The 15,978-nt window shown below is 54.1% G+C and carries 12 protein-coding genes; 4 read left to right on the forward strand and 8 right to left on the reverse strand.

Annotated elements, in window-relative coordinates:
* Positions 1–179 precede the first annotated feature (179 nt).
* From fbaA to tkt, 4 genes are all read right to left on the reverse strand, one after another.
* On the reverse strand, positions 180–1,259 hold the full coding sequence (fbaA, locus tag AC2LB6_RS16375) for a class II fructose-bisphosphate aldolase (protein WP_010248835.1): 1,080 nt from the start codon (positions 1,257–1,259) through the stop codon (positions 180–182).
* A 105-nt stretch (positions 1,260–1,364) separates the two neighbouring features.
* Complete coding sequence (gene pgk, locus AC2LB6_RS16380; protein WP_490094299.1) at positions 1,365–2,528, reverse strand: phosphoglycerate kinase; 1,164 nt, start codon at positions 2,526–2,528, stop codon at positions 1,365–1,367.
* 51 nt (positions 2,529–2,579) lie between these two features.
* Positions 2,580–3,599, reverse strand: a complete 1,020-nt coding sequence (gene epd, locus AC2LB6_RS16385) for an erythrose-4-phosphate dehydrogenase (protein ID WP_490094300.1) — start codon at positions 3,597–3,599, stop codon at positions 2,580–2,582.
* 315 nt (positions 3,600–3,914) lie between these two features.
* Positions 3,915–5,909: a transketolase gene (gene tkt, locus AC2LB6_RS16390; protein ID WP_490094301.1), complete on the reverse strand. Its 1,995-nt coding sequence runs from the start codon at positions 5,907–5,909 to the stop codon at positions 3,915–3,917.
* A 272-nt stretch (positions 5,910–6,181) separates the two neighbouring features.
* On the opposite strand from tkt, the gene loiP reads away from it, so the two are divergent.
* Positions 6,182–6,937, forward strand: a complete 756-nt coding sequence (loiP, locus tag AC2LB6_RS16395; protein WP_490094302.1) for a metalloprotease LoiP — start codon at positions 6,182–6,184, stop codon at positions 6,935–6,937.
* A gap of 64 nt (positions 6,938–7,001) precedes the next feature.
* On the opposite strand, the gene AC2LB6_RS16400 is transcribed toward loiP, so the two are convergent.
* The 3 genes from AC2LB6_RS16400 to speA form a co-directional block, all read right to left on the reverse strand.
* A complete protein-coding gene (locus AC2LB6_RS16400; RefSeq protein WP_490094303.1) occupies positions 7,002–7,412 on the reverse strand; it encodes a YidB family protein in 411 nt (136 codons plus the stop codon).
* Positions 7,413–7,603: 191 nt separating this feature from the next.
* The gene (gene speB, locus AC2LB6_RS16405; RefSeq protein ID WP_090965875.1) at positions 7,604–8,524 is read right to left on the reverse strand and encodes an agmatinase; all 921 of its coding nucleotides are present in this window, start codon (positions 8,522–8,524) and stop codon (positions 7,604–7,606) included.
* A 169-nt stretch (positions 8,525–8,693) separates the two neighbouring features.
* Positions 8,694–10,670 carry a biosynthetic arginine decarboxylase gene (speA, locus tag AC2LB6_RS16410; protein WP_090965877.1) on the reverse strand — a complete coding sequence of 659 codons (1,977 nt, stop codon included), beginning with the start codon at positions 10,668–10,670 and terminating at the stop codon, positions 8,694–8,696.
* Positions 10,671–10,953: 283 nt separating this feature from the next.
* Between speA and AC2LB6_RS16415 the strand changes: the two genes are divergently transcribed.
* From AC2LB6_RS16415 to AC2LB6_RS16425, 3 genes are all read left to right on the forward strand, one after another.
* Entirely contained in the window at positions 10,954–11,280 is a 327-nt protein-coding gene (locus AC2LB6_RS16415) for a hypothetical protein (RefSeq protein WP_490094304.1), read from the forward strand.
* A gap of 233 nt (positions 11,281–11,513) precedes the next feature.
* Positions 11,514–12,665 (forward strand): methionine adenosyltransferase, encoded by a 1,152-nt coding sequence (metK, locus tag AC2LB6_RS16420; RefSeq protein ID WP_283547133.1) that lies wholly within the window; start codon positions 11,514–11,516, stop codon positions 12,663–12,665.
* Between the two features lie 534 nt (positions 12,666–13,199).
* Positions 13,200–14,597 carry a sugar porter family MFS transporter gene (locus AC2LB6_RS16425; protein WP_090965882.1) on the forward strand — a complete coding sequence of 466 codons (1,398 nt, stop codon included), beginning with the start codon at positions 13,200–13,202 and terminating at the stop codon, positions 14,595–14,597.
* A gap of 69 nt (positions 14,598–14,666) precedes the next feature.
* Here AC2LB6_RS16425 and AC2LB6_RS16430 read toward each other — a convergent pair whose 3' ends face one another.
* Entirely contained in the window at positions 14,667–15,902 is a 1,236-nt protein-coding gene (locus AC2LB6_RS16430) for an O-antigen ligase family protein (protein WP_490094305.1), read from the reverse strand.
* Positions 15,903–15,978 lie beyond the last annotated feature (76 nt).

Consider the following 15,978-nt stretch of genomic DNA (forward strand, 5'->3'; position numbering starts at 1 on the left):
TGTTGTTAGATCCCCACCGGGAATGAAAAACTGCCAGATGTAATCCGACACCCTGCCACCAAGGGTAATCAATTATCTTCTTAAGCGCCAAACCGTGGGACGTTTAAGGGGATTTTTCCAGAAATTGTGCATAAAAAAAGGCCCTTTCGGGCCTTTTTTGTACGGTAACGACTATTCAGTTACAGCACGTCGACAGCATTAAGCTCTTTGAAAGCCTGCTCCAGACGCACGACCATTGAGGCCTGGGCTGAACGCAGCCAGACGCGTGGGTCGTAGTATTTTTTGTTTGGCTTGTCAGCGCCTTCCGGGTTACCCAGCTGCGACTGCAGATAGCCTTCGTTCTTTTTGTAGTACTGCAGGATGCCGTCCCAGGTTGCCCATTGGGTATCGGTATCGATGTTCATCTTGATCACGCCGTAGCTGATAGACTCTTCGATTTCTGCAGCAGAAGAACCTGAACCGCCGTGGAAAACGAAGTCCAGCGCGTTGTGCGGCAGACCATGTTTTTCACACACATATTTCTGCGAATCGCGCAGAATGGTTGGGGTCAGTTTCACGTTACCTGGCTTGTAAACGCCGTGAACGTTACCGAATGATGCCGCAATGGTGAAACGCGGGCTGATAGCATTCAGTTTTTCGTATGCGTAGTTCACATCTTCTGGCTGGGTGTAGAGGGCAGAAGCGTCCATGTGGCTGTTATCAACGCCATCTTCTTCACCACCGGTGCAGCCCAGTTCGATTTCCAGCGTCATGTCGAGTTTCGCCATGCGTGCCAGATATTTGCTGCTGATCTCGATGTTCTCTTCCAGTGACTCTTCTGACAGGTCGATCATGTGAGAAGAGAAAAGTGGCTTACCGTTTTTCTGGAAGTACTCTTCACCCGCATCCAGCAGACCGTCGATCCATGGCAGCAGTTTCTTGGCACAGTGGTCAGTGTGCAGGATAACCGGCACGCCATACTGCTCAGCCATCAGGTGAACATGGTGTGCACCCGCGATAGCGCCGAAGATTGCCGCGCCCTGTGGTTTGTCAGTCTTGAAGCCTTTACCGGCGATAAATGCAGCACCACCATTTGAGAACTGGATGATGATTGGCGCTTTGACTTTCGCCGCTGCTTCCAGTGCCGCATTGATAGAGTCGGTGCCGACGCAGTTTACGGCTGGCAGTGCGAATTTGTTCTCTTTCGCAACTTTGAAGATCTTCTGTACGTCATCACCAGTGACAACGCCGGGTTTTACGAAATCAAAAATTTTAGACATGATTGTGTCCTGTTTCGTGACCGTTGTTCCCCTTGAGGAACGTCGATTTAAACGCCCAGACGGGCAAGACTTCAGGCGATGCCGCGTGGCATCGCCCCCAAAGGATTACTGCTTCGCACGCTCTTCCAGCATAGCAACTGCAGGCAGTTTTTTGCCTTCCACGAACTCAAGGAACGCGCCGCCGCCGGTAGAGATGTAGGAAATTTTGTCTTCGATGCCGAACAGGTCGATAGCCGCTAAGGTATCGCCGCCGCCTGCAACAGAGAAAGCATCGCTGTCTGCAATGGCGTTAGCCACGATCTCGGTGCCTTTACGGAAGTTAGGGAATTCAAACACGCCTACCGGGCCGTTCCACAGGATGGTTTTCGCATCCTTCAGGATGGCAGCCATGGCCTGAGCGGTTTCATCGCCGAAGTCCATAATCTCTTCGTTATCCGCCACTTCCGAAACCTTTTTCACGGTTGCTGGCGCAGTTTCAGAGAATTCTGTGCCGACGCGTGAGTCAGTTGGAACCGGGATACCGTGCTGATCGCGCAGGCCTTTAGCCGCTTCAACGAAGTCGGGTTCATACAGTGACTTACCGACATTGTTGTCGATGGCCACGAAGGTGTTCGCGATGCCGCCGCCTACAATCACGGTGTCCGCGATTTTGACCAGAGACTGCAGCACGTCAAATTTGGTAGAGACTTTAGAACCGCCTACTACAGCCACAAGCGGACGCTCAGGGTTGCTCATGACCTTACCCAGTGCTTCCAGTTCTGCAGAGAGCAGCGGACCGGCACAGGCGATAGGGGCAAATTTGCCAACGCCGTGGGTAGAAGCCTGCGCGCGGTGCGCAGTACCAAACGCGTCCATCACGAATACGTCGCACAGGGCCGCATATTTTTTAGACAGTGCTTCGTCATCTTTCTTTTCGCCTTTGTTGAAGCGAACGTTTTCCAGCACAACCAGCTCGCCAGCGTCGACTTCAACGCCATCGAGGTAATCTTTTGCCAGGGTGACGGTGGTGCCGCTCAGCTTGTCTTTCAGGTAGTTAACTACCGGCAGCAGCGAGAACTCTTCGTTGTATTCACCTTCGGTCGGACGACCCAGGTGAGAGGTAACCATTACTTTCGCGCCCTGTTTCAACGCCGCTTCAATGGTTGGCAGAGAAGCACGGATACGTGCATCAGACGTCACTTTACCTTCTTTAACTGGTACGTTCAGATCGGCACGGATCAGAACGCGTTTACCAGCCAGATCCAGATCGGTCATCTTAATTACAGACATGGTGAATCCTCTCGTTGATTCTCATAAGTTTTGCCAGACGCAAACCGCGTCTTACCTGAAACCGCTTGCGGCCATCGCTAACGTCGTGTCGAGCATTCGGTTAGCAAAGCCCCATTCATTGTCACACCAGACCAGTGTCTTGATAAGGTGTTGACCGCTGACCCGCGTTTGTGTTCCGTCCACAATGGCACTGTGCGGATCATGGTTAAAATCTACTGAGACTAACGGTAATTCCGTGTAGTCAACTATACCACGAAATGCCCCTTCTGCCGCGCTTCGCAACAAGGTGTTAACGTCAAACGCCGTTACCGCGTTATGCACAGAAACGCTGAGATCAATGGCCGTCACGTTAATCGTCGGGACGCGAACGGCTATCGCCTCAAAGCGATCGTTGAATTTCGGAAAAATACGGGTAATGCCGGCCGCCAGACGGGTATCCACCGGGATGATCGACTGACTGGCGGCGCGGGTCCGGCGCAGATCGCTGTGATAGGCGTCGATCACCTGCTGATCGTGCATCGCCGAGTGGATCGTGGTGACGGTGCCGGATTCGATACCAAACTCATCATCCAGCAGTTTGATGACCGGGATAATGCAGTTGGTAGTACAGGAAGCGTTGGAAACGATGCGGTCGCTGGCGGTCAGATCCTGCTGGTTAACACCGAACACGACGGTGGCGTCGAGATCGTTTCCGCCGGGATGAGAGAACAGCACTTTTTTGGCACCAGCCTGCAGATGGGCTTCGCCATCAGCCCGTGATCCATAGACGCCGGTACAGTCCAGCACCACATCCACATCGAGTTCACGCCATGGCAAATCGGCTATTTCTGCACGGTGCAAAATGCGCAGGGTATCGCCCCCCACCCACATAACATCACGCTCCTGGCGGACATCGAAAGCAAAACGGCCATGGCTGGTATCGTATTTCAGCAGGTGCGCCATACCGGTGGCTTCTGCCAGCTCGTTAATCGCGACCACGGTGATCTCTGCACGTCGGCCCGTCTCATAGAGCGCGCGCAGGACGTTGCGTCCAATCCGGCCAAAACCATTTATCGCTACCCGTACCGTCATTTCTCTCCTGCCACGTCAGACTGAAAAAAACGTGCCGTTAGCCTGAGCGTTTCACTGCACTTTGTACAGGAGATTCTTACCCGGCATTGTCCGAAATCAGGGCGGTGTGCCCGGCGACTGAAACGGTTCAGCCAGAATAATAGAAGGAAGGAATAACAGGAATGATTGCGATCAATCTGACTGCTTAAATTTGGATCTGCGTCACAAATTTAAGCCTGTAACGTTTATTACTGAAGGAATAAAAAAACAAAAGGGACGAAAGGCTCGTCCCTTTAATTTCACTGCCAGACGGGAGCAGACCCGCCCGGCCGGTTTTTACGCCAGCAGCGCTTTCGCTTTCGCGACCACGTTGTCGACGGTAAAGCCAAACAACGTGAACAGCTGATCCGCAGGAGCAGACTCGCCGAAGCTGGTCATACCCACGATGGCGCCGTTCAGGCCGGTGTATTTGAACCAGTAATCAGCGATGCCCGCTTCGATAGCAACGCGAGCGCTGACCGCTTTAGGCAGTACAGATTCACGGTACTCATCGCTCTGCTTGTCGAAAGCATCCGTTGACGGCATAGAGACCACGCGCACTTTGCGGCCTTCGCTGGTGAGTCTGTCCCAGGCACCGACAGCCAGTTCAACTTCTGAACCGGTTGCGATCAGAATCAGCTCAGGTGTACCGTCGCAATCTTTCAGCACGTAACCCCCGCGCGTCACATTAGCCAGCTGTACAGCATCACGTTCCTGCTGCGCCAGGTTCTGACGGGAGAAGATCAGCGCCGTCGGGCCATCCTGACGTTCGATAGCATATTTCCACGCCACTGCGGATTCAACCTGGTCACATGGACGCCACAGGCTCATGTTTGGTGTGGTACGCAGGCTCGCCATCTGCTCAACCGGCTGATGCGTCGGGCCATCTTCGCCCAGACCGATAGAGTCGTGGGTGTAGACCATGATCTGACGGATCTTCATCAGTGCCGCCATACGCGCTGCGTTACGCGCATATTCAACGAACATCAGGAAGGTGGCGGTGTAAGGCAGGAAGCCGCCGTGCAGCGCCAGGCCATTGGCGATGGCGGTCATACCGAACTCGCGCACGCCGTAATGGATGTAGTTACCTGCAGCATCTTCGTTGATTGGCTTTGAGCCAGACCAGATAGTCAGGTTGCTCGGTGCCAGGTCGGCTGAACCGCCCAGATATTCCGGCAGGATTTTACCAAAGGCTTCGATAGCATTCTGAGAGGCTTTACGGCTGGCGATCTTCGCCGGGTTCGCCTGCAGCTGCTCAACGAATTTCTGAGACTCTTCGTGCCAGTTAGCAGGCAGTTCGTTGCTCACGCGACGCTTAAACTCGGCAGCCAGTTCAGGATGTGCCTGCGCATACGCAGCGAATTTCTTATCCCATGCAGCTTCTTTCGCCTTGCCCGCTTCTTTCGCGTCCCACTCAGCGTAGATGTCAGATGGAATAACGAAGGGTGCGTGGTTCCAGCCCAGCTGTTTGCGGGTCAGTGCCACTTCGTCATCGCCCAGCGGTGCGCCGTGTGAATCGTGGGTGCCCGCTTTGTTCGGTGAACCGAAGCCGATAACGGTTTTGCACATCAGCAGTGAAGGCTTGTCGCTGACGCTTTTCGCTTCGTCGATCGCTTTAGCAATTGCATCTGCATCATGGCCATCCACGCCGCGCACTACGTGCCAGCCGTAAGCTTCAAAGCGCTTAGCGGTGTCATCGGTGAACCAGCCATCAATGTGACCATCGATAGAGATACCATTGTCATCATAGAACGCAACCAGTTTGCCCAGCTTCAGCGTACCCGCCAGTGAGCAGACTTCGTGCGAGATACCTTCCATCATGCAGCCATCGCCCATGAAGACATAGGTGTTGTGGTCTACGATGTCATGATCCGGACGGTTGAACTGTGCTGCCAGCGTGCGCTCAGCAATGGCGAAGCCGACGGCGTTCGCGATGCCCTGCCCCAGCGGACCGGTAGTGGTTTCAACGCCCACGGTGTAGCCATATTCCGGGTGACCTGGAGTTTTAGAGTGCAGCTGGCGGAAGTTTTCCAGCTCGCTCAGTGGCAGATCGTAGCCGGTCAGGTGCAGCAGGCTGTAGATCAGCATTGAGCCGTGACCGTTAGAGAGCACGAAACGGTCGCGGTCAGCCCACAGCGGATTGGTTGGGTTGTGGTTCAGGTAGCCGCGCCAGAGTACTTCAGCGATGTCCGCCATGCCCATTGGGGCACCCGGATGTCCCGATTTCGCTTTCTGTACTGCATCCATACTTAACGCACGAATGGCGTTGGCAAGCTCTTTACGAGAGGGCATTTTCTACTCCAGGTCGGATTAATGCTTCGCACCTTAACTTATTGTTATTAATGAGTTACCGGGCAAAACAAGGAAAAAGTTGCCCATCAATGTACATGAAAATCGGATCAAAAGTACATGTTGTAAAACGCTAAATGTCACCGCTTCGTATGGCTTTTCCGGCCAACTCTGCTAGCAAAGTGCAGACTGGCACGCTATAACCAAATCGTTTATTCACCTGACTGAGTTTCAGGTGTTTGTTTTTTCTTACCTTGTTATGAATGGGATACAGCATGAAAATCAAAAAAATGGTGTTAGCACTTGGCCTGGCGACGCTGCTTAGCGGCTGTCAGGGTTTAGACAATAATGCGCTGATGCAGTCGGGTGCGCAGGCGTATCAGGCTTATAGCCTGAGCGACGATCAGGTTAAGCAACTGAGCGACAAATCCTGTGAGCAGATGGACAAAGACAATCAGATTGCGCCCGCTAACAGTGAGTATCAGCAGCGTCTGAACAAGATCGCCGCCGCCCTGGGTGACAACATCAACGGCGTACCGGCGAACTACAAGGTTTATCAGACCAAAGATGTCAACGCCTGGGCGATGGCAAACGGCTGTATCCGCGTTTACAGCGGCCTGATGGATATGATGACCGACAATGAAGTGGAAGGTGTGCTGGGCCATGAGATGGGCCACGTGGCATTAGGCCATACGCGTAAGGCGATGCAGCTGGCGTATGCCACCACCGCAGCCCGCACGGCAGCGGCCTCAGTAGGCGGTGTGATCGGTTCACTGTCGCAGTCTCAACTGGGTGAAATGGGTGAGAAGCTGGTTAATGCTCAGTTCTCCCAGACCCAGGAATCACAGGCAGATGACTACTCTTACGATCTGATGAAGAAGCGCAACATCAATCCCGAGGGTCTGGTGACCAGCTTCGAAAAACTGGCGAAGCTGGAACAGGGACGTCAGAGCTCAATGTTTGACTCGCACCCCGCTTCTGAAGCACGTGCCGCGCACATCCGTGAGCGTATTGCTGCTGACGCGAAGTAACGCATTACTCAGGCGCATGCACGGTGCATGCGCCTGTAAAACATGTCTGGTCAGTATCACTGTTCTAGCGTTTGAATATCTGATCCACCATCGAACCTAAATCGAGTTTGTTCTCGTGCAGCGACGCTTCATCCATATGCCCCTGGGGTGACATTTTGTCGATCAGCTGCGGCAGAATAACCGCCAGCGTGCCCGCTGCGCCCTTAACGTCGGTTCCCAGCTTATCCGCCAGTGACTGCAGCTCAGCCTGACCAAATGCAGAGTGGATGTCACTGTGTTCTACCGGCTGATTCGCCCCGGTGCCGATCCACGAACCAAACACCTCACCCAGCCCGCCCTGCTGGAATTTTTGCAGCAGCACTTCAATACCGCCCTGCTCCTGAACCCAGTGCCAGACCGCCTGCAGTTGTCCGGGCAGATGTCCGTCACTCTGCGTGCCCTGCAGCGATCCCGCCAGTTCATCAAGAAAGCCCATGATTGCCTCCACGTTGAGAATAGATATCAGTCAGTTTAGTTGCTGATGCGTGGGTACGCCTGAGGTACGTGCGCTATCACAAGGAGAAAAAATCTGGATGGGTAAAGCGGATGGAGATCGTTACTGGCACTGCGCCGCTTCAGGTGGCGGCACAAAGCCTGCCGGATTGACCCGGCAGGCTCAGGACGGGATTAGCCTTTGTTCGCAGCCTGAACATGCAGCATATCCAGCGCCAGCGTCGCCGCCGCCAGTGCAGTCAGATCAGCATGATCGTAACCTGGTGCCACTTCCACCAGATCCATGCCGACAATGTTCATGCCCTGCAGGCCACGGATCAGCTTGGTCGCTTTATCAGTGGTCAGACCGCCAATCACCGGCGTGCCGGTGCCAGGCGCATGCGCCGGATCCAGACAGTCGATGTCGAAGGTCAGATAGATCGGCAGATCGCCGACGGTGCGTTTCACTTCGGCAAGGATATCGTCAACGCTGCGGTCATTGACCTGCGCCGCATCCAGCACGTTGAAGCCCAGGCTCTTGTCGAACTCGGTACGGATACCGATCTGCACAGAGTGCTGTGGATCGATCAGACCTTCTTTCGGCGCGGTGAAGAACATGGTGCCGTGGTCGAAGGTCGGGCCGTTGGAGTAAGTGTCGGTATGCGCATCGAAATGCACCAGCGCCATCTTGCCGAAGTGTTTAGCATGGGCACGCAGTAGTGGCAGCGTAACGTAGTGGTCGCCGCCGAAGGTCATCATGCGCTTGCCATTGGCCAGCAGTTTTTCCGCGTGGGCCTGTAACTTGTCGGAGAGATCCTGCGAGTCACCGAAGGCGTAAACCAGATCGCCACAGTCGACAACGTTCAGACGCTGACGCAGGTCGAAATCCCACGGCCAGCGGCAGCCTTCCCAGGCCAGATTGGTGGAGATCTGGCGAATTGCGCCCGGGCCCAGGCGGCTGCCCGGACGACCCGAGGTTGCAGCGTCAAACGGCACGCCGGTGATAACCCACTCGGCATCGCTGTCGTAAGGCTGGAAATTCAGCGGAAACCGCATGAAGCCAAAAGCGTTAGACACCAGGGAGTTGTCGTACTGATTGCCAAGAGTGTTATACATAATTGCTCTCTCTATGTGCGTAAGTCGGGCCAGGCCCGCAAACCATTAAGGCTGAGATAAAAAAATCCCCTCCGCGTCGTTAGGCCCGACGAGGAAGGGATTGAGTGAGTCAGATTATCGACATAGTTAACGGCAACTGCAATATGCGATTGCGGGCTGCCAGGGTCGATTATTCATCTTCTAAATAGGTGTATCCGTAGAGGCCGCTCTCAAACTCTTCCAGGAACTGCGCGCGCAGCTCTTCGTCGAGATCGGACGCCTGCACCTGATTGCGGAACAGCGCCATCAGCTCGTTAGGATCAAGCTGCACGTAGCGCAGCATGTCCGCCACGGTGTCGCCTTCATCGGAGAGCTGGACTTCCACATCGCCATTTTCGCGTGCGTAGACATCCACCGCTTCGGTGTCACCGAACAGGTTGTGCATGTTGCCCAGAATTTCCTGATAAGCCCCGACCATGAAGAAGCCCAGCATTGGCGGGTTATCCAGGTCATATTCCGGCATCGGCATGGTAGTTGCGATACCGTCGCCATCCACATAGTGATCGATGGTGCCATCGGAGTCACAGGTGATGTCGAGCAGCACGGCGCGGCGCTCCGGCTTCTTGTTCAGCCCTTCCAGCGGCAGTACCGGGAACAGCTGATCGATACCCCACGCATCCGGCATTGACTGGAACAGCGAGAAGTTAACGTAGATTTTATCCGCCATCCGCTCCTGCAGTTCGTCGATGATCGGACGGTGCGCACGGTTGCTTGGATCGAGATGCTGCTGAATATAGTGGCAGATGCTCAGATAGAGCTGCTCGGCCCATGAACGCTGCTTAAGATCGTAGGTACCAGACGAGTAGCCGGTATGGATATCAAACAGATCCATCTGGCTGTCGTGCAGCCATTCACGCAGCGAACGGCGGGTGCTTGGCTCGTGCATCTCCTGCCAGGTTTCCCACATGCTGAGGATCGGGCGCGGCGCATCCGCATCCGGCGTTTCGGGTTCGCTGAACTCGTTACGCTCCACACCAATGATATTGGAGACCAGCACCGTGTGGTGCGCAGTCACAGCACGCCCGGACTCGGTAATCACGGTCGGATGCTCCAGACCGTGCTCATCACAGGCCGCACCAATTGCCCAGATCACGTTGTTGGCATACTCATTCAGGCCATAGTTGACCGAGCAGTCAGATTGCGAGCGCGTTCCTTCGTAATCGACGCCCAGACCGCCGCCGACGTCGAAGCATTTGATGTTAACGCCCAGCTTCGCCAGTTCGACGTAGAAACGCGCCGACTCACGCACGCCGGTTGCGATGTCGCGGATGTTGGACATCTGCGAACCCAGATGGAAGTGCAGCAGCTGCAGGCTGTCGATGCGACCCGCTTCACGCATGATTTCAACCAGCTTCAGCACCTGCGTCGCAGACAGGCCAAACTTCGACTTCTCGCCACCGCTCGACTGCCATTTACCGGAGCCCTGTGAAGCCAGACGCGCACGGATACCGAGACGCGGCACCACATTCAGACGCTCCGCTTCTTCCAGCACCAGTCGCACTTCCGTCATCTTCTCCAGAACCAGATAGACCTTGTGGCCCATCTTCTCGCCAATCAGCGCCAGACGAATATATTCGCGGTCTTTATAGCCGTTACAGACGATCACCGAGCGGGTCTGACCGGCGTGCGCCAGCACGGCCATCAGCTCTGCTTTAGAGCCTGCTTCCAGTCCCAGTGGTTCGCCCGAGTGGATCAGCGATTCGATGACGCGTTTGTGCTGGTTGACTTTGATCGGGTAAACCAGGAAGTAGTCACCTTTGTAACCGTACGATTCACGCGCACGTTTAAAGGCAGCGTTAATCGAGCGCAGACGGTGCTGCAGAATCTGTGGGAAGCAGAACAAGGCGGGCAGACGCTGACCCTGTGCTTCGCGCTCTTTAACCAGGCGGGCTAAGTCGACGCGCACGTCCGGACGATCCGGATCGGGGCAGACACTGATGTGGCCCAGTTCGTTAACGTCGTAATAGTTGTTGCCCCACCAGGCGATGTTGTACGTACGCAACATTTTGCTCGCATCCTGATCGTTCATTGCAACCTCCTGCATGGAGCGGAGTGCACCCTGTTCGCCAGCTGACGAACCTTTGATATTCTTCATGTCGTCAGACATCGCGAACCTCAATTTTCCGTTGAAAGATAAAACTGTTAACCGGCTTTATGGCCGCTAATCTGAAAACCTGTTGCCACATTAAACGCATTGTCCTGTTCACCTGACGTTGCCGTCAGCGCGATTCACGCATGAGAGTTAAGTGTAAAACACCCTGGCCATCTCCGTTTAAACAGAGAACATTTAACTGTTTGGTATTGACCATGGATAACCTGCGTCGTTCCGCTGCGCGGACGCAGAGAAGAGACAAAACTGGTAGAGCAGAGATAAAGATTAGCCGGCGCCTGTGTCGGTAAAATTACCGCATCGGACATATTGTCGGCAGGAAAAAGAAACAGATGGGAGGCAGGAGAGAGCCAGCGCAGCGCCGCAGCGCAAAGAACCGGAAGAAGAAAAAGCGTGGTTCATTACTTGTATCACCTCCGCATATGCCAGCGGCACATGGAAAAAAACCTGGGTGAAAGCCAGACCAGAGTCTGACAGGCGCGACGCAAACAGTGGCGTCATCCTTGCTGCTGCAATCGAAGCAGCGGCGTTTTATACAGTTTACGGCCCTAAAATGCAAAAATATTATCCGGGAATTGCGTGGAGTGTCAGCAAATTATGCCGATAACGGTTACAGGTTAAGCGCCGAAACAGAAAAAGGGCTGGTAATTGCTTTACCCTCTATCCTAAAATAGCCGTCCAGATGGTTTTCCATCTAAACAGGTTATTATCCAGGCGGTGTCAGCCTGCTTTGCTGACACAACCTCACTGCTCGCGGCTTTGCCTGAAGGGGCGTCAGGTCAGACAACCTCACTGGCGCTATGCAGTCGTACTCAAACCATATTTAAGGTAAAGAACAGAATGGCTAAACACCTTTTTACGTCCGAGTCCGTATCAGAAGGACATCCCGATAAAATCGCCGACCAGATCTCCGATGCTGTGCTGGATGCGATCCTGGAACAGGATCCTAAAGCGCGCGTGGCCTGCGAAACCTACGTTAAAACAGGTATGGTGCTGGTTGGTGGTGAAATCACCACCAGCGCATGGGTCGATATCGAAGAGATCACCCGTCAGACCGTACGTGAAATCGGCTATGTTCATTCCGATATGGGCTTTGATGCCAACTCCTGCGCGGTATTAAGCGCGATTGGCAAACAGTCTCAGGATATCAACCAGGGCGTTGACCGTACCGATCCGCTGGAACAGGGCGCGGGAGACCAGGGCCTGATGTTCGGCTATGCCACCAACGAAACAGATGTACTGATGCCTGCGCCCGTGACCTATGCGCACCGTCTGGTTCAGCGTCAGGCTGAAGTGCGTAAAAACGGAACCCTGCCGTGGCTGCGTCCGGATGCCAAGAGCCAGGTCACTTTCCAGTATGACGATGGCAAAATCGTCGGCATCGATGCCGTCGTGCTTTCTACTCAGCACGCGGAATCCATCAGCCAGAAAGATCTGCAGGAAGCAGTGATGGAAGAGATCATTAAGCCGGTTCTGCCAGCAGAATGGCTGAGCGCCTCAACCAAATATCACATCAACCCAACCGGTCGCTTTGTGATCGGCGGCCCGATGGGCGATTGCGGTCTGACCGGTCGTAAAATCATTGTGGACACCTACGGCGGCATGGCGCGTCACGGTGGCGGTGCGTTCTCTGGTAAAGATCCTTCCAAAGTTGACCGCTCTGCAGCCTATGCGGCACGTTATGTGGCGAAAAACATCGTTGCAGCCGGTCTGGCTGACCGTTGTGAAATCCAGGTCTCCTACGCTATCGGCGTGGCTGAACCGACTTCCATCATGGTGGAAACTTTCGGTACCGAGAAAATCTCTACCGAACAGCTGACTCTGCTGGTACGCGAGTTCTTCGACCTGCGTCCATATGGTCTGATTCAGATGCTGGATCTGCTGCACCCAATCTATAAAGAGACCGCTGCTTACGGTCACTTTGGTCGCGAACACTTCCCTTGGGAAAAAACCGACAAAGCTGCCCTGCTGCGTGAAGCAGCTGGCCTGTAAGGTCAGCGGCTGCTGATAAAAACCCTGCCCCTGCGGCGGGGTTTTTTATCGCCTTTTCAGCCCCACGGCTAACCGGAGCATTTTTGCTTCCGCCATCCTCCTGCGCGATCTACCCGCACCGTTTTAAGAGAGCGCCCGACGAGGGAAAAAACGAATCTTTCCGACATCTCCTTAACTCTGCAGCAAATTTTCAATTCTCAACTACAATTCCTTTCGCTTTTTCTGACGACGAAATGTTAGCGATTACAAATTGAAATGCTTTGTTTATCCGATATTTAGGAATTAACGCACGTAGTTATTATGCTGAAAATGCGTTATTTTCAGCGTCGTCTGATAGCCACTAAATAGAGCATTGTCAGAAACTTAATGAGTGCTATACCTCACTGGTTAATTAATCTTTCCGGGAAAAATATGCTGAATTTCAGGGTTTCAGCGTGTGTAAGCGATTACACTGATGTGATCAGGCTCACTTTTTTCCCGCAAATGGTTTTTTAACATTGATAAAAACAATGATGGATAAACCTGGAGGCTAAAATGCCTGGCAATACACACAAAAGCAGAACTTCAAATAAGGCGATGACCTTATTTGTCTGCTTTCTGGCTGCCCTTGCGGGACTGCTGTTCGGTCTGGATATCGGCGTCATCGCCGGTGCCCTGCCGTTTATCGCAAAGGACTTTAACGTCACCCCTCATCAGCAGGAGTGGATCGTCAGCTCCATGATGTTTGGTGCGGCGGTCGGTGCTATCGGCAGCGGCTGGATGTCATCCCGTCTGGGCCGTAAAAAAAGCCTGATGGCCGGTGCGATTCTGTTCGTTATCGGTTCACTCTGGTCGGCGATGTCGCCAAACCCGGAAATGCTGATCAGCGCCCGCGTTCTGCTGGGCCTGGCTGTCGGTATCGCCTCTTATACCGCCCCGCTTTATCTTTCTGAGATCGCTCCGGAAAAAATTCGCGGCAGTATGATTTCGCTTTATCAGCTGATGATCACCATCGGTATTCTGGGTGCTTACCTTACCGATACGGCCTTCAGCTTTACCGGCAACTGGCGCTGGATGCTGGGTATCATCACTATCCCGGCACTGCTGTTACTGGTCGGTGTTTTCTTCCTGCCAAACAGTCCACGCTGGCTGGCGGCGCGAGGCAACTTCCGCGATGCACAACGCGTACTGGATCGTCTGCGTGACACCAGCGAGCAGGCAAAACGTGAGCTGGAAGAGATTCGTGAAAGCCTGAAGGTCAAGCAGTCTGGCTGGGGTCTGTTCACCAGCAGCAGCCACTTCCGTCGCGCGGTCTATCTCGGCATCCTGTTGCAGGTAATGCAGCAGTTTACCGGCATGAACGTCATCATGTATTACGCGCCAAAAATCTTTGAAATCGCAGGTTTCACCAACACCACCCAGCAGATGTGGGGCACGGTGATTGTAGGCCTGGTCAACGTACTGGCAACCTTCATTGCTATTGGTCTGGTGGATCGCTGGGGTCGTAAACCTACCCTGATTCTGGGCTTTATGGTGATGGCCGCCGGTATGGGCGTACTGGGCACGATGCTGCACTTCGGCATTCACTCTGCGGGCGCACAGTACTTCGCGGTCGGTATGCTGCTGATGTTCATCATCGGTTTCGCCATGTCAGCCGGTCCGTTGATCTGGGTACTCTGTTCCGAAATCCAGCCGCTAAAAGGCCGCGACTTCGGTATCACTGTCTCCACAACCACCAACTGGATCGCGAACATGATCGTAGGTGCGACCTTCCTGACTATGCTGAATACGCTGGGCAACGCGAACACCTTCTGGGTCTACGGACTGCTTAATCTGTTCTTCATCCTGCTGACGGTGATGCTGATTCCTGAGACCAAAAACGTCTCGCTGGAACACATCGAACGTAACCTGATGGCAGGTAAGAAACTGCGCGACATCGGTTCACGCGACTAGCATTACGCGGTAAAAAAAACGGCGGGGTTTCTCTGGAAACCCCGCCGTTTTTATTGGTTCAGACAAGCACTATGCAGACGTCACCCGTGTATCCGGCAGCGGCCGCCGTATGCAGCAGAGCGCCAGCGCCATCATGAAAATGGTCGCGGTCTGATTGTAGGGCAGCACCGAATCGGTCAGTCCGGAGATAAATAGCCCCAGCACCGGCAGCGCCACGCCGCGCAAATCGCACTTCTTCAGCACGCCTGTTAGCACCGTCAGATAGATCAGCGCCAGGGACAGCGTACCCAGCCAGCCCTGCAGCGAGGTCACTTCAAGAAACTCGTTGTGCATGTTGTATTTAACGTTGGTGTAGCCCTCAACGTTAAGGGGATAGTGCGCCATGATGAACTTCCGCGCCTCGGTGGTGCGCGCATCCGGCGCCGCAAAGCCGCCACCATGATGCTCAATAAAGTTGACCGCCCCGCCCCAGATAGCTACACGTGCGCCCAGCGAGGTCGAACTGTTTGAGCCATAGTTCTCAATATCCCGTACCCCTTCCACCCAGCGGTTACTGGTCATCAGGATCAGCACTGCCAGCACGCCCACCAGCAGAGCGCTAATCCGCCAGTTAGTCAGCAACGACAGCCGATAGGTCTGCACCAGGAACAGCAGCCCCACGGCAATCAGCGCAATCAGGGTCACACGGGTGCCACACAGGTAGAGCAAGGCAAAGGTCACCGCCAGCACAGAGATATCGGCAATCTTCCAGTATGCGTGCGTTTCAAAGCGGCTCAGCCATAGCCAGGCACAGTAGATAAACAGAATCATATAGGAGGACATCGAGGCCGCTTCGGTGGTGAGTTTGATGCGGATATTCTCGGTATAGAGATGCTCGTGGATACCAAAGCCCAGCGTAATCAGCAGTCCGACCAGGATTAACCCTCGTCCGACGCGCAGCGTGGTTGTGGAGACCCGGTGCCCATAAATCGCCAGACTGAGCAGCACAAAGGCCCCCATCAACAGCCGCTTCGCCCCCAGCAGATAGTTGCCGATATTGGTGATGGCATCGGTTGAGGGCGCGGTTTCGATCCCCTTCACGTGTATCGCCCAGAACAGCCGAATCAGGGCAAAGATAATCAGCACAGCAAACAGAGCGAGATAAAAACCGTTCTCTTTAAAATCCACTCGCCTGCGTACCAGGGCATACAGCACGGATGCAACGGAGAGATAAGAGACCAGATAGAATATTTTTTGCGGCAGGCCGGTGACAAACATATTCAGTGACAGCGCCAGGCAGAGCGCAATGACTGAAAAATTAACCATTAACGTTAATCCATTGCGACTGGTTTTATTCGTCATGCTTAACCTCAGTAAGGCGGCTAAACACATTCATCAGGTG

The organism is Pantoea sp. RCC30.1 (assembly GCF_058148845.1).